Here is a 21967-nt window from a genome sequence, read left to right as displayed (position 1 = left end):
TCGCGCTGCCGACGCGTATTACCTTATCTGGTTTCTGCGCGATCCTGCACGACTGGCGGTGGCATGGCAGTTTGCGGACATGCCTTTCAAAGCGGCCTTGCATTGTAGAGAGCAGCAACTAGAGAGCAGCAACCTCGGCAGCGATGCCGCTGATCCTGTTGATAAGGCCGCGCCGATTGCGTTCGAAAAAGCGTCTGGGCTGGGCGGTGAGACCAGTGGCTTTACCCGTCAGGCGCTGGTCGAGTTTGAGCAGCGCCGCGATGTATGCCTGGCAGCGCCGTGTGCGTGTCTACTCAGAGCATGGCCGGTTCCAACATCGCTTCAGACACGGGTTGGTGCTGAGACTGTGGCGATGTAGTGCTCCCCGGCGCGTACAGATCCAGCAGCAACAAGGTCACGCCGTTGGTCCAGCCGAAGCCATCCTGTAGCGGGTATTCGCCGCCGCCGCCGCCGTTGGTCTGGCCATCGACCGCGTACTTTTCCACCAGTGTGTGCCGCTGCGCGAATAATGCCTGCACTCGTGCCAGAAAGCGGCTGCCGATGCGTTGGGCGATGGCGTCCTGGCCGTAGCGGCGCAGGCCGTCCACTGCGATCCACTGCAGCGGCGCCCAGCCGTTGGGTTCGTCCCATTGTTGGCCGGTATGCAAGCGGGTGGTGGCCAGGCCGCCTGGGCGCAGCAATTGCGCTTGTACGGTGTCGGCGCTGCGCTTGGCGCGATCCTGTGAGGCGAGACCCACAAACAATGGGTACAGTGCCGCTGCGGTGACCTGCTCGCGCAACTGGCGCTTTTGCCAGTCGTAGTCGGCGTAGTAGCCGGCGCTGCTCCAAAGATGCTTGTCGATCGCGGTTTTGCGTGCGCTGGCCAGGGCTGCGTAGTCGGTATCGCAGCCGGCAGCGCCCGGGTTCTTCGCGCAGGCCAGGGCCAGGGTGCTTTCCAAGTGATAAAGCAGACTGTTGAGGTCGACCGGGACGATGGCGGTGGTACGGATGCTGGCGAGCGTCTTGCGGTCGCCCAGCCAGCGGCTGGAATAGTCCCAGCCGCTTTCGGCGCCGGCGCGCAGATCGCGGTAGACCTCCGCGGCAGGGCGGCGCTTGGCCGCGGCGGCGGTGCGCACATCATGCAGCCAGGCTTCCGGACGCGGGGTGTCGCGCGCATCCCAGTAGCGGTTGAGCAGGCTGCCGTCGGTCAGCCGTACCACGTGCGCCTGTGCGTTGCCCGGCGCCAGCGCTTGCGCGCCGTCCATCCAGTACGCGTATTCCTTCTGCAACTGCGGCAGATAGCGCGCATAAGCCCCATCGCCTTCCACCTGCGCCTGCAATTGCACCATGTGCGAGAAGAACGGTGGCTGCGAACGGCTCAGGTAGTAAGTGCGGTTGCCGTTGGGGATGTGTCCGTAGGTGTCGATCAAATAGGCAAAGTTGTCCAGCATCTGTCGGCTACGTTCGGTCTGGCCGCTGTGCACCAGGCCGAGCATGGTGAAGTAGGAGTCCCAGTAGTAGATCTCGCCGAAGCGTCCGCCGGGCACCACGTACGGGTGCGGCAGTGCCAGCAGACTGCTGTAGGCCGGCACCTCCGTCTGATGCCGCACCAGCAGCGGCCACAGGGCGTCGATATGGGTGCCCAGGTCGCTGTCTTGGTGGATCGCCTCGGGCAGCGCCGGGCCGGACTCCTCGAAGTTGGCTGCGACGAAGTGGCGCAAATCGAAGTCGGGTTTCTGGCGTTGCGCCAAATAGTCGGTATTGATGAGCGCCGGATCACGTCGCGGTGTCGCATCGACGAAGTGCTTCTGGTCGTCGAACAGTGCTTGTTCCTGCACGTCCTGGAAAAGTTCCGGGTAGGCCAGATCCGGTGTCTGCGGTGGTTCCTGCTTGGCTTGTGTGAGCGCCGGCACGGCCTGTTCGGCAGTGGCGTCGCAGTTGCCGAGTAGCAGGCCGAGCGACAAGCTCAGCAGCGGTGTGCAGGAGGGAGGAGCAGCATGGCTCATGTTCGGTCCAGAGCAGGATGCGTGGGGCATGGTAAACGACGGAAATAACAATGTGAGTACGAACGGATGCAGGCCGATACTTGGTCGCGATGCAACGAGATGCAAGAAATGTGCCTTACGCGGCCAATGGCCGTATATCGCCGGGATGTCCGATGCCGTCGCCGCATGTGCGGCGGAGGGGCGTCGAACGCCTAGGTGGTGTTTTGTTGATAGCGGTCTTTCTCGCCACTGAGTGCGGCTTCGGCGCGCATAAATACTTGGCCGATTGGTTCGTCAGCACAGGTGGCTTCGGCATCGCCCATCAGCACGGTCAGTCCCAATGCACGTTGCCGTGCTGCGATCTGGCGTAAGCCGTGCAGTTTCCGCTCGGCATCTGTACCGTGCAGCATGACGATGAACTCCGCATGCTCGGTCGCGCGATCCACGCTGTCGCTCCCTCCGTCTTGCACGTAGCTGGTGAGGGTGCGGTCGAGCTGTTGCAGGGCACTACCTAGCAGGCGTTCGCTTTGTTGATCGGCCAGTGCGGCCAGTTCCTGTACTTCCAGGATGACCACCCAATAGCGACTATCGGCGTCGGTGTGCTGGACATCGGTCGGCTGGTGCGGTTGCAGGATCGCCTCGCGCTCACGTTGCAGTGCGTGCAGGCGCTCTTCCAGTAGCCGCATGGTCATGCGTCCCAGTGCGTGCAGGCCCTCGCGCTGGGTATCGTTGAGTAGGCGTGGTGCGATATCCAACACACACACCGTGCCTAGTGCGATGCCCTCGCCGGTGACCAGCGGCATGCCAGCATAGAAGCGTGCGCTGATGTCGCCGTTCACCAGGAGGGGCATGTCGGCGAAGCGCGGATCCTCGGCAAGGTTGGGGATTTCCAGCAATTGTCCGGGTTGGCGGATGGCGTAATCGCACACCGCCTGGCTGCGTTCAATCTGCTGTGCTTCCAGTCCCACTCGTGCCTTGAACCACTGCCGGTTGCGGTCCAGGAGCGAGATCAGTGCGATAGGCGTATCGCATAGCGACGCGGCGACCTGCACGATGTCTTGGTAGGCGTCATCGGGCGGGCTGCCGACGATGCGATAACGGTCGAGCGCGTGCTGGCGTCTTGCTTCGTCGGTCATGGCGCTGGTGTTCATCAATTCTGGTAAAGATCGCGCAACGCCTCATACCATAACTCACACGACTGCAGTAAGGCATCGATGGGCAGTCAAGCGTGATGGTGCGTCCGCCGTGTATCCTCCATGGTCGTGGTCATCTCGACGGGTGCTGTGTCCGCGCTGCGATTTAGGCGCAGGCGCGGCGCACGCGGTCGTGGATCAGTGCTTGATCGGTTGGCCGTCGCTGTCCAGCACCTGTACTTCGCCGAGTTTCAGTGCGCGCACCGGAGCTTGGATCTGTTTGAGGTCGCCGACGATGACCCAGGTCATCGCCTGCGGCGCGACGATTTCCTTGATTGCCGCTTCCGCAGCGGGTTGATCGACCGCTTCCAGACGGGTCTTCAAGGTTTGCACATCGTCGTCCGGACGCCCGTATTGGACGATGTCCTCCATTGCGCCGAGTACCGCGCTGGTGGTCTCGAAGCTACCCGGCAGGGCACGGATGAGCTGGTTCTTGGTCTTGGCGATCTCCTCGTTGGTCAAGGGTTTGTCGCCGATCACCGCCTTGGCCTCCTTCAGAATCTCCGACGCGGACTCGGCGGTCTTGTCGGTCTGCACCGGCGCGAAGAACAGGAACGGACGCTGTCCCAGCGCATCCTGCATGAAGCTTTCGGCGCCATAGGCCCAGCGCTTGTCCTCGCGCAGGTTCATGTTCAACCGGGAGGTGAAGCTGCCACCGAATGCGCTGTTCGCGACGTCGATGGCCAGATTGTTCGGTGTCTTGGTCGAGGGCGCCAGCAGGCCGGCCAGGATTAGCGATTGCGGCGCGTCGTCGCGGTTGAGCAGGAACACCCGCGGTTTGGGTTGTGCGGCGACTTGCGGCAGTGGCTTGGCCGGGCGCTTGCTCTTCGGAGGTTGCCAGTCACCGAAGACGGCGTCCAACTGCGGGATGATCTGCGCCAGCGTCGTATCGCCCGCCACCAAGATGCGCAGGTTGTCCGGACGCAGCCAATTGTTCTGGAAGGCGCGCAGGTCGCTGGCATTCAATTCCTTGATTGCCGCTTCGGTGCCGGTGCCGGTGAGCGGCACGCCGTAGGGATGCTGCGGACCGTACAGCAGCGGTGGCAGGATACGCAGCGCCAGGCTCTTTGGTTGGGCTTTTTCCTGCGCGATGTAGGCCAGCCATTGGCTGCGGATGCGCGCGATGTCCTCGGCCTTGAACGCAGGGTTGCGCACGATGTCTGCGAACAGTTGCAGCGACGGCGCCAATTGGTCGTTGAGTGCGTTGAGCGAGGCGTCGCAGCTGTCCAGTGCGCAGGACACGCTGGTCATCGCGCCCAGGCGCTGGCGGCGCTGTGCCACGTCCACCGAATCCAGGTTGCCGGTGCTCTCGTTCATCAGCGCCGCGGTGAAGTTGGCGGTGCCGAGCTTGTGGCCCTGGTCGGTCGCGTAGCCGGCGTCGAACAGCAGTTCGATCTGGGTGACCGGAATGGTGTGGCGCTCGGCCAGTACCACCTCGATGCCGTTCTTGAGCTTGCCGCGCTGTAACTGCGGGAAACGCAGGCTAGGGAACTGGGTGATGTTCGGTACGCCGATGGTGCGATCAACCTGGTTCTTGCCGACGCTATAGTTGGCTTTATATCGGTTATCGCCGGTGCCAGCAAGAAAATGCATTGCGCCGGATGCAGATCGGCACGGCTGTATCTGCTTCGCCCTTGATGATCGGTGGCTGCAACGTGTGTGGCCAACGCGTTGCGATGATCCAAAGTGCCAACGGCAGCGTCTGGCGAGGCTGTCGTTGGCAAGTCACCGTGCAGTGAGCACGGTGAAGGTATTACCCTATGGAATCAGCGATTGGCACAGAAGCCGAACTCGGTCATTTGGCCGGACGCCAGGGTCTTGTTCGAATCCAGGCCACTGGTGTTGAGCGTGGTACCTGACTGTGTCCACTTGGCATTCCACAGGTTGTTGACCGTACCGCTGATCGTCTGAGTCACTGTCCAGTCGCCTGCAGTGGTGCCGTTGTTGGTGACTTGCACGCGCTCGCAATAGCCAGCCTGCCAATCGTTATCGACGATGACATGAGTGCTGAAGCTAGGGCCACCCGTGGAGCCGCCACCACCCGTGGAGCCACCACCACCTGTGGAGCCGCCACCACCCGTGGAGCCGCCACCACCCGTGGAGCCGCCACCACCTGTGGAGCCGCCACCACCCGTGGAGCCACCACCACCCGTGGAGCCACCACCACCCGTGGAGCCACCACCACCCGTGGAGCCACCACTACCCGTGGAGCCACCACCGCCTGTGGAGCCGCCACCACCGGAACCGTCGGTGCCCCACAGTTTATGCAACAAGGCAACCTTGTCGGTGCGCACCGTAGTCCAGTCGTCATTGAGGATGCCGCCGGTGTCGGTGCTGTTCGGATTCCACGCCCAGTAGAACGCGCTGTTGATCTGCTTGCCGATCAGGTAATCGACCAGCGCGTTCTGCCAGGTCACGTCCTTCGGGTCGCCCTGGCCGTATTTGCCACCGAACTCGCCCAGTATCACCGCATTGCTGGGCGAGAACTGGCCGAAGTGCTGTTCCCAGATGGCCTTCATATTGTTCGGGAAGTTCGAGTCGCTGAAGTACGGCTGCCCGTACACGTCCGGGCCGTACACGTGCGGGCTCAGCACCAGGTGATCTGCGGGAATGTTGAGCGGGGCGCACTTCTGCGGCTCCAGGTCTTCACCCCAGAAGTGGGCGTTGTTGGTGGAGCAGCTCGGATTCGAGGCGATACCTTCGACAAAGATCAGCCAGTTCGGCGCAGCGCTCAGTACGACCGCGGAGGCGCGCTCTGCCGCCGAGTTCCAGTCGGTGGCGGCGTTGCCGGTGCCCCATGTCGCTGCGCCGTGCGGCTCGTTCTTCAGGTCGAGACCGATCACGCCCGGCACGTTGGCGTAGCGCTTGGCGACGAATACCAGATCATCCTTCCACTGCGCTTCGCTGTAGGAGTCGGTGTACCACAGTTCGGAGATCGCATTGCAATCGGGCCTGTGGAAATCGAGCAGCACATACATGCCGCGGCTGCTGAATTCGTTGATGATCTTGTCCATCACCTGCAACGAGCTCATTCCTTGCAGGTCTGAGTTTTGGCTGTAGTCGATGCTGCCGGGCGATGCGCCATGCAGTGTCTGCGGGCAGAATGGCACGCGCATGGCATTGAAGCCCAGGCTTTGCATCTGCGTGATCATGTCCTTCCAGTTGCGCGTCCATAGACCATGCGCGATATGTTCCGGGGTCTCGAAACCGAACCAGTTCACGCCGCGCAGCTGCACGGCGTTGCCGCTGTCGTCCACGATCTGCCCGTTTTTGACGGCGTAGCTCCATGCCGAACTGCTGGCCACCATTAACGCCGCTGCCAACAGGCAGCGGGTAATGCGGGGTTTCATCGACCTAGTCATCGTGTTTCTCTCCAATAATGGTCGGCCCGAAATGGACCGGCCTAAAGTCGTGTATGTGGGTGGGCTAGTGGTAGGTAACTAACTTGGTGTTTTGCAATTACCTGAGGATAATGATCGGGAGTATCAGAAAAAGAAGTCGTGAATTTCCTTGCATCGGTTTTGCTTGTCCACGGATTGCGTATCAATAACGTGACGCTGATGCTTTTTGTTTTTCTTCATTTTGCAAGTAGTTCGGATATTGTGAACTGCGCCGCTATTTTGACGTTTTTGTTGATCGCATCGCCGGGCACTGGAACTGCGGCAGTCTGATTATTTGCTCACGTGGGGGCCATACGTATGCGAGGACAGGAGCGGTTGCTTGGTCGGTACACCAAGCCTGATGCTGTCAACGCCGATTAAATCTGAGCCACTTTCCGTCGGATCGTCGAAGTAAATCTGACCCACTTGTGGGCTTCTTCATCGCGCTGCTTGGCCGCTTCGGGCTACGCCCTGTGCGGCCGAGTAGCACGCGCGTCGCTCAAGCGAGCGCCGTCCCCTTCATGGCCGTCTGGTTGACCTTGCATTTGTCCTTCAATCGGTAGCTTTCTGAGGTGATCTGCACGATGTGGGCGTGGTGCAGCAGCCGGTCGAGCATCGCAGTGGTGAGCGTCTTATCGTTGGCAAAGGCGTTTTGCCACTGCGTGAAAGGTAGGTTGCTGGTGAGCAGCATCGAGCCGCGCGTGTAGCACTTGGCCACGACGTTGAAGAACAGATTCGCCTCGTCGCACCCGAAGTGCAGGTAGCCGATCTCGTCGATCACCAGCAGCTTCGGTCCGAGCACCGCGCCATTGAAGTCGTCCTTCAGCCAGTTCTGCGCCTTTGCCGCGGCCGGTTGCATCATCAGGTCGGCGGCCGTGATGAACCATGCCTTGTGTCGTGCCAGCATTGCGCGCTGACACAGCGCCAGGGAGATGTGCGTCTTGCCGACCCCGCTGGGGCCGAGCATCTTCAAACGCGAGGTGAAGATGCCGCCGAATGCGCCGTTCGCGACGCCGATGGCCAGATTGTTCTGCGCCTTGCTCCAGGGCGCCAGCAAGTCGGCCAGGATCAGCGATTGCGATGCGTCGCCGCGGTTGAGCAGGAACCCCCATGGTTTGGTATGCCTGAGCGCGCGTATGGACGCCTTCCTGCAAGCGTTGGCTGATTGATTGACCGGGATGCGCGATGTCAGTTGCAACCGGCGCCAGTGAGAGAATGCATTTTGCCCAATATGGATCGGCACTGCTGCGCTTGCTTCCCTCTTCATGGGCGGTGTTTGCAATGTGTGGTCAACGCGTTGCGATGACCAAAAGCACCAACGGCAGCGTTTGCGACGCTGCCGTTGGCAAGTCACTGTGCGGTGACGGTGTTACCGCATGGCATCAGCGTCCGGCACAGAAGCCGAACTCGGCCGTGGCGCCGGGCGCCAGGGTTTTGTTCCAATCCACGCCGTTGGAGCTGAGCTTGGTACCGGACTGTTTCCACTTGGCATTCCACAGGTTGTTGACCGTACCGCTGATCGTCTGAGTCACTTTCCAGTCGCCTGCAGTGGTGCCGTTGTTGGTGACTTGCACGCGCTCGCAATAACCAGCCTGCCAATCGCTATCGACGATGACATGAGTGCTGAAGCTGGGGCCACCTGTGGAGCCACCACCACCTGTGGAGCCACCACCACCCGTGGAGCCACCACCACCTGTGGAGCCACCACCACCTGTGGAGCCACCACCACCTGTGGAGCCACCACCACCTGTGGAGCCACCACCACCGGTGGAGCCACCACCACCCGTGGAGCCACCACCACCCGTGGAGCCACCACTACCCGTGGAGCCACCACCACCGGTGGAGCCACCACCACCGGTGGAGCCACCACCACCGGAACCGTCGGTGCCCCACAGCTTATGCAACAGGTTAACCTTGTCGGTGCGCACCGAGTGCCAGTCGTCGTTGAGGATGCCGCCGGTGTCGCCGCTGTTCGGATTCCACGACCAGTAGAACGCGCTGTTGATCTGCTTGCCGATCAGGTAATCGACCAGCGCGTTCTGCCAGGTCACGTCCTTCGGGTCGCCCTGGCCGTATTTGCCACCGAACTCGCCCAGTATCACCGCATTGCTGGGCGAGAACTGGCCGAAATGCTGTTCCCAGATGGCCTTCATATTGTTCGGGAAGTTCGAGTCGCTGAAGTACGGCTGCCCGTACACGTCCGGGCCGTACACGTGCGGGCTCAGCACCAGGTGATCTGCGGGAATGTTGAGCGGGGCGCACTTCTGCGGCTCCAGGTCTTCGCCCCAGAAGTGGGCATTGTTGGTGGAGCAGCTCGGATTCGAGGCGATACCTTCGACAAAGATCAGCCAGTTCGGCGCGGCGCTCAGCACGACCGCGGAGGCGCGCTCTGCCGCCGAGTTCCAGTCGGTGGCGGCGTTGCCGGTGCCCCATGTCGCTGCGCCGTGCGGCTCGTTCTTCAGGTCGAGACCGATCACGCCCGGCACGTTGGCGTAGCGCTTGGCGACGAATACCAGATCATCCTTCCACTGTGCTTCGCTGTAGGAGTCGGTGTACCACAGTTCGGAGATCGCATTGCAATCGGGCCTGTGGAAATCGAGCAGCACATACATGCCGCGGCTGCTGAATTCGTTGATGATCTTGTCCATCACCTGCAACGAGCTCATTCCTTGCAGGTCTGAGTTTTGGCTGTAGTCGATGCTGCCGGGCGATGCGCCATGCAGTGTCTGCGGGCAGAATGGCACGCGCATGGCATTGAAGCCCAGGCTTTGCATCTGCGTGATCATGTCCTTCCAGTTGCGCGTCCATAGACCATGCGCGATATGTTCCGGGGTCTCGAAACCGAACCAGTTCACGCCGCGCAGCTGCACGGCGTTGCCGCTGTCGTCCACGATCTGCCCGTTTTTGACGGCGTAGCTCCATGCCGAACTGCTGGCCACCATTAACGCCGCTGCCAACAGGCAGCGAGTAATGCGGGGCTTCATTGACCTAGTCATTGTCCTTCTCTCCAAAATAGATGGTCGGCCCGGAATGGGCCGACCTAAAGTTATGTGTGGTAATTACCTCGTGGTAGGCAATTACCTATTGGAAATTACCTGCAAGGTAATAATTGAGAGTTTCAGAAAAAGAAGTCGTGAATTTCCGCACATCGGTTTTATTTGTCCACGGATTGAGTATCAATAACGTGACGACGATGCTTTTTGTGTGGCGCCAGTCTGTAATCGGTTCGGAAAGTGCGAACTGTGCCGCTATTTGGAGGCGGCTGTTGATCGCATCGTCGCGCACTGGAAGTGCGGCAGTCTGATTGTTTGCTCACGTCGGGTCATAGGCGCGCGGCGACAGCCGCAGACGCTTGGTCTGGTCGGCGCGCTTAACTTGATCCAAGCTGTGTGTCAACGCCGATTTAAATCTGACCCACCCGGGGTCTTCTTCATCGCGCTGCTCGGCCGCTTCGGGCTACGCCCTGTGCGACTCCGTCCGAGTAGCGCACGCGTCGGTCAAGCGACCGCCGCTACCCTCCTTGCCGTCTGGCCTGCCTTGCGTTTGTCCTTCAATCGGTAGCTCTCTGCGGTGATCTGCACGATGTGGGCGTGGTGCAGGAGCCGGTCGAGCATCGCTGTGGTGAGCGTTTGATCGTCGGCGAATGCGATGTCAGCTGCAACCGGCGCCAGCGAGAGAATGCATGGCGCCTAATACGGATCGGTACGGCTGTGCTTGCTTCGCTCTTCATCGTCGATGTCTGCAACGTGTGTTCAACGCGTTGCGATGGCCAAAAGCGCCAACGGCCGCGTTTTGCCACGCTGCCGTTGGCAGTCACCGTATAGTGCGCACGATGACGCTGTTATTGCGTGGGATCAGCGCACGGCACAGAAGCCGAACTCGGCCGTGGCACTAGGGGGCAGGGTCTTGTTCCAATCCACGCCCTTCACGTTTAGGTTGGTGTCGGGTTGGTTCCAATTGCCATTCCACAGATTGTTGACCTTGCCGCTGATCGGCATGGTCAGTTCCCAGTTGCCTGCGGTGTTACCGGTGTTGGTCACCTGCACGCGCTCGCAATAGCCGGCATGCCAATCGCTGTCGACGATGACATGAGTGCTGAAGTTGCCACTGCCATTGCCATTGCTATTGCCATTGCCACCACCACCACCACCACCACCACCACCACCACCACCACCACCACCACCACCACCACCACCGTCGGTGCCCCACAGCTTATGCAACATCGCCACCTTGTCGGTGCGCACCGTGGTCCAGTCGTCGTTGAGGATGCCGCCGATGTTGTCACTATTCGGATTGAGCGCCCAGTAGAAGCCGCCGTGGATGTTCTTGCTGGTCAGGTAATCGACTAGCGCGTTCTGCCAGGCCACGTCCTTTTCCTTCGTTTTGCCCTGGCCGTAATTGCCGCCGAACTCGCCCGGCACCAGCGCATAACCGGCTTGCACGAACTGGCCGAAGTGCTGCTCCCAAATGGCTTTCATGTTGTTCGGGAAGTTGGGGTCGTTGAAGTAGGATTGCATGTACCCGTCCGGGCCGTATATATGCGGGGTCAGCAGCAGGTGATCGGCCGGGATTTTGAGCGGGGTGCAGGCCAGCGGTTCCAGGTCTTCGCCCCAGAAGTGGGCGGCGGTGTTGCTGGAGCAACTCGGATTCGTGTAGATACCTTCGACAATGATCAGCCATCTCGGCGCGGCGTTCAGAACGACCGCGGAGGCGCGCTCTGCAGCCGAGTTCCAGTCGGTGGAGGTGTTGCCGGTGCCCCAGGTCGCTGCGCCGTGCGGCTCGTTCTTCAGGTCAAGACCGATCACGCCTGGAACATTGGCATAACGCTTGGCGACGAAGGTCAAATCGGCCAGCCATTGCTGTTCGCTGTAGGAGTCGGTGTACCACAGTTCGGTGATCGTATTGCAATCGGGCGAGTGCTGATCGAGCAGGATGTACATGCCGCGGCTGCTGAGTTCCTTGATGATCGTGTCCATCAACTGCAATGAATTCATCCCTTGCAGGTCTGGGTTAAGCCTGTAGTCGATGCTGCCGGGCGACACAGCCTGCAGGCTTTGCGGGCAGAATGGCAGGCGCACGGCATTGAAGCCCAGGCTTTGCATCTGCGTGATCATGTCCTTCCAGTTGCGCACCCACAGACCATGCGTGGTGTGTAGCGGGGTTTCGAAACCGAACCAGGCGACGCCGCGTAGTTGCACGGGCTTGCCGCTGTCGTCCATGACCTGGCCGCCCTTGATGGTGTAGCTCGATGCCGAACTGCTTGCCAGCATTAACGCCGCTGCCAACAGACAGCGGGTAATACGGGGTCTCATTGACCTACTCATCGTGCGTTTCTCCAATAATGGTCAGCACGAAATGGGCCGGCCTAAATTTGTATAGGGGGAGTTGATTACATGAAGGTGATGATCGAGAGTGTCGGAAAGAGAAGTCGTGAGCTTCCGCACATCGGTTTTACTTGTCCAAGGATTACGCATCATTAATGTGACCGCGATGCGTTTTGTGGATCGCCAGCTTGCAATCGGTTGGAAAAATGCGAACTGTGCCGCTATTTGGAGGCGGCTGTTGATCGCATCCTCGCGTATTGGAAGTGCGGCAGTCTGATTGTTTGCTCACGTCGGGGCATAGGCGCGCGGCGACAGAGCAGCAGATGCTTGGTTGGCACGGGCAGCTTGATGCAAGCTGCGGCCCGAGGTTGCCACCCCGGGAGTCAGCGTCGTTGCTGGATCAGGTCGGATTGCCGAGGATCTTCTCGACCACGCTCCATCATTCCGGCGCCGGCTTCAGCATCGCTGTCGAGGCCGGATCATGTTGATGCCAAACAATTCACCGCGTTTGCGCGTTGATCCAGACGCGGGCCTTGTATTTTGACGAAGTCCATGAGCTGGAGGTATCGGCCTTAGCGGGTGCTGGCCTGCTGCAGCGACGGGGTGCGCCATCCAGAGCGCACGCCCCAGAAATAGAACCCCAGCGCGACCACGCCGACCACGATCAGGTCCGGTCCGTAGGGCAGGTAGCCATGTCCACCGAAGGTGGTGCTGCCGGCCCACGACAGCAGGGCAATGGTTGGCATGTAGAGGATCAGCCAACTGGCTCCGCGCAGGTGCCGTTGGAAGTCCTGCCAGCCCTGGCGATGCTGGTAATAGGCATACACCGGCAGGGCCACCAGCATCAGCAGGATGATTTTGCCGGTCAGCGGCCAGCGTGCCCAGTACAGCAGTTCGGTGGCCAGCACGAAGGCTACCGCGGCCAGCACCGGCAGGCCGGCCAGGCGTAGAGGCCGGTGTATTTCCGGTGCGTGCAGCCGCAGTGCCATCGCGCTGATCGGGCCAGTGAGGTAGGAGATGATGGTCGCCACCGAAATCACCGCCGCCAATGTGCCCCAGCCGCGGAAGAAGAACAGGAATAGGTAGGACACCGCCAGATTGAAGAACATCGCCGGGCGCGGTACGCCCCAGTGCGGATGCACTTGGCCGAGCACCTTGGGCATGGTGCCATTGCGTTCCATGCCGTAGATCATCCGCGCAGTGGTGGCGGTGTAGGTGATGCCGGTGCCGCTAGGGCTGATGAAGGCGTCGACGTACAGCAGCATGGCCAGCCAGTGGAGGTTGACGATGATCGCCAACTGCGCGAACGGCGAGCGGAAATCGATGCCGTGCCAGCCGGCCTTGGCCAGCAGATCGGGCGGCACCGCGCCGAGGTAGGCCACCTGCAGGAGCAGATAGATTACGGTTGCTAGCGCGATCGAGCCGAGCACCGCGAATGGGATGCTGCGCCCGGGATTGCGCGCCTCCCCGGCCAGGTTCACCGGGCTCTGGAAACCGTTGAAGCTGAACACGATGCCGGCGGTGGCCACCGCGGTCAGTACCGCAGCGAAGTCGATGCTGTGAGCGCCCCCGTGCAGTCCCACGTGCAAGTTTTCGCTGTGGAAGCCGCTGGCGATCAGTGCCACGCCGGTCATCGCCGGCACCACCAGCTTGAACACGGTGATGAGGCTGTTGGAGCGTGCGAACAGTTTCACGCTCCAGAAGTTGAGCAGGAAATACACCAGCACCAATACCGCGGCGATGATCAGGCCGGGGACCGACAACTCGCCGTGGCCGCCGGCTTGCTGCATATACAGGTTCTGCGCCCATTGCCAGGGCCAGGACGCCATGTATTGCACCGAGGCCTCGGCTTCGACCGGGATCACCGACACGATCGCAATCCAGTTCGCCCAGCCGGCGATGAAGCCGACCAGCGAACCATGCGAGTAATGGCTGTAGCGGACCATGCCGCCGGATTCGGGGAACATCGCCCCCAGCTCGGCGTAGGTCAGGGCGATGGTGGTGATGATTAAGGCGCCCAACACCCAGGCCCAGATCGCGCCGGGGCCGGCCAGCCCGGCGGCGCGCCAGGCGCCGAACAGCCAGCCGGAGCCGATGATCGAGCCCAGGCCGGTCAACATCAGAGCGAATGGGCCGACATCGCGGCGCAGAGCGGTTTGGGTCATGGCGGGGTCCGGACGCAGCAGCAGGCCCGAGATGATCGCAGATACATGACGAGGTCGCACCAGCGATTGTGCTGGGAGCCCCGCTTTCGAATCCTATGGTCTTACGCAAGCTTTATGTCCACGAGCCCATCTGACCATAGCGCGCTTACGCCGCAGGGGCCTAGAGTGCGGCACGTCGTTTCCGTTGGATGTATTTCATGTCGATTCTGCTCATACAGGGCCCGCATCGCGATGCGCCGGCCATCGCCGCGGCACAGCGGCTGGCCGCCTCGCACGCTGCGCATGTGGTGCCAGTGGCCTGTGCCGATGCAGCGCAGATCGTGGCCCGGTTGCAACAAGGGGCCCACGACGAGACCGAACTGGTGTTGCTGGATTCGGGTGAACTGCCAGCCGCAGACCTGGCCGATCACGCCCCGCAATTGCGCGCGGCACTCGATGCGCTGGGCCATCCTTACATCGAAGTGCACGACGCCAGTGCACAGGCGTTGGAGCCATTATTGCAGCCGCACCACGCGCCGTTGCTGACGGTGATCGCCAATGGCGCGCTGGCCGATAGCTATGCGATTGCATTGGGCGTGGCCGAGCGTCGTCTCGGCGCGCGTGCGGCACTGGCAGGTTGAGGATGCGCCCATGGCGATTGTGTTGCTTCGAGGCCCGGAGAGCGTGGCCGGTCATCGTGGTCGCCCGGCACGTATCGCTGCGCCGGTGATGACCCATTTACTGGACCATGCTGGCCGGGCCGGCAAGAGTCTGGCGGTGCGCAGTTGCGCCAGCGAGAAGGAACTGTTGCAGGCGCTGACCCAGGCCGATCGGAGCGGGGTGGAGGTGCTGTTGCTGGATCCGGGCGCGTGCTCGGATAGCGCCGCGACCGCTGCCGCTGTGGCGCAGTTGCGGCGGCCATACGTGGAAGTTCACGACGATGCTTGCGACTGTCGCGAACCGTGTCTGCTTACGGCATCGCCGCAACGTCTGGGGCAGGTCGGTGGCGATTGCGCGCAGGGCTATGCGCTGGCGCTGTCGATCGCGCTCGAACATCTTGGCTACCATGGTGACGAAGGCGATGTCCACGTCGGTCCTTGAGTACACGCGTCACTACCTGGCCGACTACGACGCCTATAGTTACGGCCAACGCGTTGCCTGGGGGACATTGGCGCACAGCTGGTGCGATGACGCGCCGCTGGATCCGGGCCTGTTGTTGCAGCGCATGCGCGATCAGGCTGCGCGGCGACATGGTGTGGACAGTGGCGATATCCGTATCCGCAGCGTCAGCCGTTTGTAACGGTTGCGGGCGTGTTGCCGTCAGCCCGGCGATGGCGGTGGTGTCACGATATAGCGGTGCGCTTGCGCAGCGATCATTGTCTGTGCATCCGTATGCTCAGTAATCCACGCCTACCGAGAACAACAAGGTGCGCGGATCGCCCAGGGCGACAGCGCGTTGCAGGCCGCCGGTAAAGTAATCGTGGTCGAACGCGTTCTTCAGGTTCAGCGCGTAGTGCCAGTGACGCTGGCGATAAGCCAAGCCGGCATCGAACACCATGTAGCCAGGAATGCGGTGGCCATAGGCGCTCTTCTCGCCCTCGGCGCGGGCGCCGCCGCTGATGCTCCAGCCATCGGCCGCGCCGTGTGCGGCGTATTGCAGCCACAGCGAGCCGCTGTGTCTTGGCACGTTGTTCAGACGCTGTCCGACGCTGCTGATGCGCTGTCCGCCGTCGTCGGTGACCACTGCATCGGTATAGGCGTAGCCGCCGAACAGGCTCAGTCCGCTGCCCAGGTCGGCGGCGGCATTGAGTTCCACGCCACGGCTGCGTTGTTCGCCCACCGCGATGCTGTAGCCGTCGTGGAGCGGATCGTTTTGTAGCACGTTGCGTCGGCGCAAGTCGTATAACGCCACGCTCAGGCTGGTGCTGGCACCCACTTCCATCTTCGCGCCCAGTTCCACCTGGCGGCCGTGTTCGGGACCGAACGTGGCTCCCTGCACATCGGTCCCGACGTTGGGATAAAACGAGGTGGCGACGCTGGCGTAGGGGTGTACTCCACCGCCGGTATCGAACATCAGCGCGGCCGAGCCGGTGGTTGCGTTGGTGTCGTTGCGCGTTTGGGCGCCGGCGCCGCGGTCCTCGCTGCGGTTGTGACTGAGATCGTGGCGCAGGCCCAGCAGCAACTGCCAGTCGGGGGCGAACTGGATGCGGTCGCGCAGATACGCGCCGCCGGAGGCGACCACGTTGAGGGTGTCGCGGCTGGGTGTGGTCGGGCACACGATCGGTCTGCCGTAGACCGGCGCGTATACGTTCAACGTGCCGACCTGGCAGGTGGATTGCACGTTCCACTCCCAGGTTTTGAACGCGTCGGCGCCGGCGGTCAGCGTGTGCTGCCAGGAACCGGTGAGGAAATCGCCCTGGAGATAGGTGTCCTGCACCCAGGTGCGTCCATCGAATGCTTGCTGCATGCCGGTACGGCGCAGGGTGCGCAGGTCGGGCGCCAGGCCGTTGCTGGCGATCAGCAGGCCATCCAGGCCGAATGCCTGCCAGCGTGCGGCATGGTGCAGGCTCCAGCCGTTGTCGAAACGATGGTCGAGTACGTAACTCAAGCGGCTCTGGTGGCTATGGTAGGGCGTCTGTCCAGGTTCGCCGGTGAACAGGGCACGGTCGATCCTGCCGTTGCGATTGGGGTCGACGCTGCCTTCCCAGGGCAGCCCCTGCTGGCGGATGTAGTCGCGCTCCTGGTAGCTGGTCAGCAGCACGAAATCGGTGCGTTCGCCCAGGTCCAGCGCCAGCGCGGGTGCGATCCAGCGACTGCGGAAATACACGTGTTCGGTGGGGTCGTCGCTGTTCATCGCCAATGCGGTGAGCCGCAGTGCGGCCTTGCTGTTGGCCGACAGCGGCTGGTTGAGATCCAGGCTTCCCTGGCGCAGGCCATCGCTGCCGAGGCCCAGATCGACCCGGCGCATGGGTTCGGTGCCGGGGCGCTTACTGATCAGGTTGACCAACCCGCCCGGCAGCACCTGTCCGTAGAGCAGCGACGCCGGGCCTTTGAGCACTTCCACTTGCTGCATGCCGAACAGTTGCTCGGCGACGCGATTGCTGCCGGCCGTGCGCAGGCCGTCGACAAACAGTGCGTCCGAAGCGGTCTGGCCGCGGATGATCAGGTCGTCCCAACCGCGCCGGCCGTAAGTGTTGGCGACCACGCCGGAGACGTTGTGCAGGGCGTCGACCAGGGTCAGCGATTGCTGGCTGTCCAGCAGCGCGCGCCGCACCACGGTGATCGAGAGCGGGGTCTGCGCCAGCGGCGTGTCCGACTTGTCGGTCTGCACCGGGGCCGCGCTGTGGAAACCGTTCTGGGTGTCGGCGTGGATTTCGATGGTCGGCAGGGCGGTCGCCTGGGGGACGGCGCTGGCAGCGGCGACATCGGTTGCGTGGGCAGACGTACAGATCGCCATGCCCAGCAAGCAGGCGAGCGAAAGAGGGTGCATGGTCATTGAGAGGGTCGGGGGAGGGCCTAATCGAGAATGATTATATTTCGCGAAAGGCCGATTGGGAATGCCCTGACGCCATGTGGACATGGCCGACAGGCGATGCGTGGTCGGTCATGCCGACATCGCCCCGGCCAGACACCTGACCGGGGAGAGTTCGGTTTGCTATCCAGACGCCTTGCGTGCGGCTATGGCGTCTGCGGTGACCGTCGCGATGGCCGGTCGTCGTACGTCATCATCATCCAGTGCGATGGCCTACGCAGCGTGTGCAAGCCGCGTAGGCAGGTTGTTGACTGCTGCACTAAGTCTTGCGACCAAGTTAGCTGGCGACGCGGAACACGCCGCTGTGGCCACCGGGCGGCGTGCCTTCGAACTGGATCAACGAGGCGACCAATTCGGCATGCAAGCGGATACGGCCCATCTCGCGCATGATGCGGATGTCCTCATGGCGTAATTCGCGACGGGCCACTACTTCGCGCTTGTAGTCCAGGATTTCCGGATACTTGCGCGCCATGTTCAGTGCATCGGCGACGCACTCCACGGTATCGGCGTCGGCGGAGAGCTGCTCGCGGCTATTGAACGCGGTGAGCCAGCGCTCGAAACCGGCCGTGCGGTCGAACATGTTGGCGATGAACCAGATCACGAACAGGATCGCGACCCACGAGGAGAAGACGATGACGATGCGCGAGAAGGTCAAGTGATAGTCGTGCTGCCACAACTGCGCGGTGATCACGCCGAGGAGGATCAGCGAGATCGCCTGCCAGCCGATGATCGATGCCACCAGCCACTGTTGCTTGGCCTTGGCCAGTAGCGCGACTTCCTCGTTTAGCTGTGCCTCGCTCTTGTGCTGCCAGTGCGCGACTTGTTCTGGAAACGAGCGCTGGTGCAGCGCATTGTCTTCGAGCAGCAAACCCAACCCTTTGAACAAAGCGATCATGACAGGCTCCTTGGTAGATGCGGTGCCGGAGGCGGAATGTCGTTTTCGATCTTCAAGCGCCTTCTTTCTAGCACAGTGGCCGGCAAACGCATGCTGCGACCGCACATGGGTGCGGCGCCTGGTCGCTGGTGAGTCGGGTCATCACAGAACGTCGACCCCCATTGAGATAGATCGCCGCATTGCGACGCTTAACTTGCTGCTTCGTCCACCCGACCCTTGGATCCGGTGCAGGATCCGCAGCGCATCCTCGGGCACGACGACGAGGGGTGGGGGGGCGTGCCGCTGAGGTCTTGAGTGCCGGTGTAGCGCTGTTGTCGCCGTATCGGTATCGGGCCACGGGGATTGGCACATCGGTCGCCGTGAGCGGACAGGTCGTGATGCCTTTTTTACATGGCTGAACAAAGCCGTATTGCGCACAGTCAAGATACGTAATTTCAGGCCGTTGTATGCCAGACCAACTCAGCGTCCAATCTTAATGCCGCACACTCTGATCGCTGACAGGAAGCAAGACATTCGCTTTGGGCACAGCCTGCGGCGCATCGTGCGTGCGCCATTGCGTGCGATCGTGGTCTGGGGGGCGTTACTGGCCGTGCTATTGGCATGCGCAATGGTGCTGGTATTGGCGCAGGATCACCATAACCGGCTGGCTACGGCGCAGCGGCAGAGCCTCGCCTTGGCGACCAGCGCCGACGGTCTGTTGCAGCTGGAATTGGCCAATCTCAGTCGGTCGCTGCGCGGCCAGGGTGTGAGCGCACAGACATTTCTGGCCGATGCTCCGACGCGTGCACCGGGCTTGATCGAGGCTTCGCTGCGCGGATTGCTGACACGGCATCCGGAGTTGCGCGCGGTGGCGGTGCTCGATGCTCAGGGACAGCGACGTTTCGGAGGCGCTGGCGATCCGCAACTTCCTACGTGGACCACGGGCGCGCACTGCGGCGGCAGCCGGGTGTGCGTCGGGCCGATGCAACGGTTGGCCGACAGCGAGGTCGTGCTGCCCATCGCAGTATCGTCGGCAGGCGGAAACTGGATTGTGGCGCAACTGCGTGTCGCTGCGCTGCAACACATCGTGCGCGATGTCGACATCGGACCCGATGGGGTGGTCGCATTGATCGACGCACAGGGCATGCCGCTGGTCACGAACCGTCCACGCGCCGACATGCAGGAACGGCTGCAACCGTTACTGCATGGGCGATTGACGCCGCGCGCCGCGCTGGGGGTGCGCGAGGAGGTGTTCGACGCCGAACCCAGGATGCTGGCGATCAGTGGAGGGCAGGCATATCCATTACGGGTGGTGGCCGGGTTGGGAGTGCGCGAGGCGCTGGTGCGTTGGTGGTGGTTCGTCGCTGCGGCCGCATCGGCCTATTTACTCTACTTGCTCGGTTTCGCTTACCTGCTGGGGAGCCTGCGTCGCGCTGAACGTCGTCAGCGGCACTTGCTGCAGCGGCTGAGCCGTGGCGACGAAGAGCTGCGCCTGGCATGCGACATGGGTGGCATCGGCACCTGGTGCATCGATACGGAACGCCGTCTGATGTCGCTGTCCGAACCCACGGGAGCCATGTTCGGCCTGCAGCGGATGCAGCTGAGCGTGGATGAATTCCTCGCACAGGTACACGGCGAAGATCGCATGCGGGTGGCGCAACTGTATGAAGATGCGGTGCATGGCCGTGGCGAATACAACGCCGTGTATCGCATCCACATGCCCGATGGCCGGGTACGCTGGTTGGCCGCGCGAGGCGCGCTGGTGCAAACGCAAGACGGTCTGCGCATGACCGGTGCGGTACAGGACGTCACCGAGCGGCTCGCGGTGCAGGCGCGCCTGCTCGATGCCGAGCGTCAGTTTCGTTTGATGTTCGATCGCAATCCGCTGCCATATTGTGTATTTGCAGTGGACAGTCTGCGCTTCCTGGAAGTGAATCGGGCCGCCGTCGGCCACTATGGCTACAGTCGCGATGAATTTTTGGGAATGAGCTTGCTCGATTTGCATCCGCGCGAGGATGCAGTGCGGTTGCTGTGCGATGTGCGGACGTCGCGGGTGGGCTTTAGCGCACCGGACGTATGGACGCATCGGCGCAAGGATGGCAGTTTGTTGTCGGTGTGCGTCCACAGTGCCGATCTGGAGTTCGCCGGCATGCCGGCGCGACTGATTCTGGCAGAAGAGGTCACGCAGCGTTTGGAACATGAGCGCGAACTGGCGTTCCGCGCCAGTCACGATGTCGCTACCGGGCTGTTCAATCCGCACGCATTGGCCGAAGCCTTGCGTGCGCATAAGTGCCACGCCTATGCGATCGCCTACGTGCAGTTGCGCGGGTTGGCGCTGATCGGAGATACCCTCGGTCGGGCGACCGGCGACGCGGTACGCTGCGCGGTGGCCGAACGTCTGCGCGGCCTGGGGGAGCGCTTCGGTCTGGCCGCGCACCAGCCCGCAGAGTATTTCGTGCTGGCGGTACTGGAGCCGCAGGCGCTGGAGCAGGCGTTGCAGGCGCTGTTGGAGGCAATGTCGGCGCCGGTGCAGGGCGGCGATTTTAGCTTGCAACTGCAGGCTCATATCGGCGTGGCATTGTGCCCGGAGGATGCCGTCGATGCCGAAGAAGCCATCGGTTGCGCCGCGCAGGCCGCACATGCGGCGCAGGCCGATGGGTGTAGCCTGGTGCGCTTCGACCGGTCCATGTCCGTGCGCATCGGCGAACGTCTGCGCTTGGCCGGACGTTTGCACGAAGCGATCGAGCGTGAGGAATTCGTGCTGTACTTCCAGCCGATCATGGATGCCGACAGCGGCGCGCCGCGTGTGCTTGAAGCCCTGATCCGCTGGCCGCAGGCCGATGGCAGTTTCATTCCGCCGGACCAGTTCATTCAGGTGTGCGAGGACACCGGCCTGATCCTGCCGCTGGGGCGCTGGGTGATGCGGACGGCGGCGCAAGCGCGACGCGAGCTGGCGCGGCATGGCTGGTCGGATTTGCCAGTGGCGGTGAATGTGTCGGCACTGCAATTTTTCGATGGCGATCTGGTGGCGGACTTGGTACAGGCGTGCGCCGATGCCGAGTTGGGCATAGACGGCTTGCATCTGGAGTTGACCGAGAGCAGCCTGATGCGTCAGCCGCAGCAGGCGCGCGAAGTGTTGCAGCGGTTGCGCGCGCTGGGCGTGCGAGTGGCGTTGGATGATGTCGGTACCGGATTTTCCAGCATGGCCTATCTGCGCGATTTGCCCCTGGACACGCTGAAGATCGACCGCAGCTTTATCGACGGCGTGGATGGCGATGCGCGTAATGCGTCCATTTGCGATGCGTTGCTGACTCTAGGCAGCAGCCTGGGGCTTGACGTGGTTGCCGAAGGTGTGGAAACCCAAGCGCAACTGCAGTGGTTGCGCGCACACGGGTGCGGCAGCGTGCAGGGTTACCTGCTCGGTCGTCCAGCGCCGCTGGAGCAGGTGCTGCAAATGCTCGGTGCGGTTGCCGCATGAGGTCGACGCGGTGGTGGTCGGGCAGCGACAGCGATTCCGCCGGTCTATTAGCGGCGTGGTGGCTTGCAGAGTAGATCC

Annotated in this window: 14 protein-coding genes and 2 pseudogenes; 5 read left to right on the top strand and 11 right to left on the bottom strand. The window is 62.2% G+C overall.

The genetic code is table 11. The features are described from left to right. Nucleotides 1–293: 293 nt before the first annotated feature. The 4 genes and pseudogenes from treA to XaFJ1_RS14525 form a co-directional block, all read right to left on the bottom strand. Nucleotides 294–1985 carry an alpha,alpha-trehalase TreA gene (treA, locus tag XaFJ1_RS14540; protein WP_012917442.1) on the bottom strand — a complete coding sequence of 564 codons (1692 nt, stop codon included), beginning with the start codon at nucleotides 1983–1985 and terminating at the stop codon, nucleotides 294–296. Between the two features lie 191 nt (nucleotides 1986–2176). Beyond that, nucleotides 2177–3115 carry a GAF domain-containing protein gene (locus tag XaFJ1_RS14535; RefSeq protein WP_045757049.1) on the bottom strand — a complete coding sequence of 313 codons (939 nt, stop codon included), beginning with the start codon at nucleotides 3113–3115 and terminating at the stop codon, nucleotides 2177–2179. Nucleotides 3116–3295: 180 nt separating this feature from the next. Next, nucleotides 3296–4681 (bottom strand): annotated as a pseudogene (locus XaFJ1_RS14530) (M16 family metallopeptidase); the annotation flags it as partial. A 242-nt stretch (nucleotides 4682–4923) separates the two neighbouring features. Then, nucleotides 4924–6507, bottom strand: a complete 1584-nt coding sequence (locus XaFJ1_RS14525) for a cellulase family glycosylhydrolase (protein ID WP_425509561.1) — start codon at nucleotides 6505–6507, stop codon at nucleotides 4924–4926. A gap of 150 nt (nucleotides 6508–6657) precedes the next feature. On the opposite strand from XaFJ1_RS14525, the gene XaFJ1_RS14520 reads away from it, so the two are divergent. Beyond that, nucleotides 6658–6828, top strand: coding sequence for a hypothetical protein (locus XaFJ1_RS14520; RefSeq protein WP_155394565.1), 171 nt, complete (start codon nucleotides 6658–6660; stop codon nucleotides 6826–6828). Nucleotides 6829–7036: 208 nt separating this feature from the next. Here the strand turns inward: XaFJ1_RS14520 and XaFJ1_RS16595 are convergent, their stop codons facing one another. The 5 genes and pseudogenes from XaFJ1_RS16595 to XaFJ1_RS14495 all read right to left on the bottom strand — a co-directional run bounded on the left by XaFJ1_RS16595 (nucleotide 7037) and on the right by XaFJ1_RS14495 (nucleotide 14026). After that, nucleotides 7037–7780 (bottom strand): ATP-binding protein, encoded by a 744-nt coding sequence (locus tag XaFJ1_RS16595; protein ID WP_425509560.1) that lies wholly within the window; start codon nucleotides 7778–7780, stop codon nucleotides 7037–7039. 139 nt (nucleotides 7781–7919) lie between these two features. Then, the gene (locus tag XaFJ1_RS14510; RefSeq protein WP_425509559.1) at nucleotides 7920–9521 is read right to left on the bottom strand and encodes a cellulase family glycosylhydrolase; all 1602 of its coding nucleotides are present in this window, start codon (nucleotides 9519–9521) and stop codon (nucleotides 7920–7922) included. A 513-nt stretch (nucleotides 9522–10034) separates the two neighbouring features. Continuing rightward, nucleotides 10035–10184, bottom strand: a pseudogene (locus XaFJ1_RS14505) (ATP-binding protein); the annotation flags it as partial. Nucleotides 10185–10391: 207 nt separating this feature from the next. Next, nucleotides 10392–11849, bottom strand: coding sequence for a glycoside hydrolase family 5 protein (locus tag XaFJ1_RS14500; RefSeq protein WP_238988313.1), 1458 nt, complete (start codon nucleotides 11847–11849; stop codon nucleotides 10392–10394). A gap of 584 nt (nucleotides 11850–12433) precedes the next feature. Then, the gene (locus XaFJ1_RS14495; protein WP_012917436.1) at nucleotides 12434–14026 is read right to left on the bottom strand and encodes an APC family permease; all 1593 of its coding nucleotides are present in this window, start codon (nucleotides 14024–14026) and stop codon (nucleotides 12434–12436) included. A 197-nt stretch (nucleotides 14027–14223) separates the two neighbouring features. Between XaFJ1_RS14495 and XaFJ1_RS14490 the strand changes: the two genes are divergently transcribed. Genes XaFJ1_RS14490 through XaFJ1_RS14480 form a run of 3 tightly spaced genes read left to right on the top strand, consistent with a single transcriptional unit; the run spans nucleotide 14224 to nucleotide 15305 of the window. Continuing rightward, nucleotides 14224–14646 carry a hypothetical protein gene (locus tag XaFJ1_RS14490; protein WP_012917435.1) on the top strand — a complete coding sequence of 141 codons (423 nt, stop codon included), beginning with the start codon at nucleotides 14224–14226 and terminating at the stop codon, nucleotides 14644–14646. Between the two features lie 10 nt (nucleotides 14647–14656). Further along, on the top strand, nucleotides 14657–15106 hold the full coding sequence (locus tag XaFJ1_RS14485) for a type II 3-dehydroquinate dehydratase (RefSeq protein ID WP_012917434.1): 450 nt from the start codon (nucleotides 14657–14659) through the stop codon (nucleotides 15104–15106). Beyond that, nucleotides 15087–15305, top strand: a complete 219-nt coding sequence (locus XaFJ1_RS14480; protein ID WP_012917433.1) for a hypothetical protein — start codon at nucleotides 15087–15089, stop codon at nucleotides 15303–15305. The genes XaFJ1_RS14485 and XaFJ1_RS14480 overlap by 20 nt, the downstream gene beginning before the upstream one ends. A 96-nt stretch (nucleotides 15306–15401) precedes the next feature. Here the strand turns inward: XaFJ1_RS14480 and XaFJ1_RS14475 are convergent, their stop codons facing one another. After that, nucleotides 15402–17501, bottom strand: coding sequence for a TonB-dependent receptor (locus tag XaFJ1_RS14475; RefSeq protein ID WP_045757047.1), 2100 nt, complete (start codon nucleotides 17499–17501; stop codon nucleotides 15402–15404). A gap of 313 nt (nucleotides 17502–17814) precedes the next feature. Then, nucleotides 17815–18432 (bottom strand): hypothetical protein, encoded by a 618-nt coding sequence (locus XaFJ1_RS14470; RefSeq protein WP_012917431.1) that lies wholly within the window; start codon nucleotides 18430–18432, stop codon nucleotides 17815–17817. A gap of 475 nt (nucleotides 18433–18907) precedes the next feature. Here XaFJ1_RS14470 and XaFJ1_RS14465 point away from each other — a divergent pair, with 475 nt between their 5' ends. Beyond that, nucleotides 18908–21889, top strand: a complete 2982-nt coding sequence (locus XaFJ1_RS14465; protein WP_012917430.1) for a bifunctional diguanylate cyclase/phosphodiesterase — start codon at nucleotides 18908–18910, stop codon at nucleotides 21887–21889. Nucleotides 21890–21967 lie beyond the last annotated feature (78 nt).

Source organism: Xanthomonas albilineans (genome assembly GCF_009931595.1).
In the GTDB taxonomy this organism is placed as follows: domain Bacteria; phylum Pseudomonadota; class Gammaproteobacteria; order Xanthomonadales; family Xanthomonadaceae; genus Xanthomonas_A; species Xanthomonas_A albilineans.
This window is presented reverse-complemented; position numbering and strand designations above follow the sequence as displayed.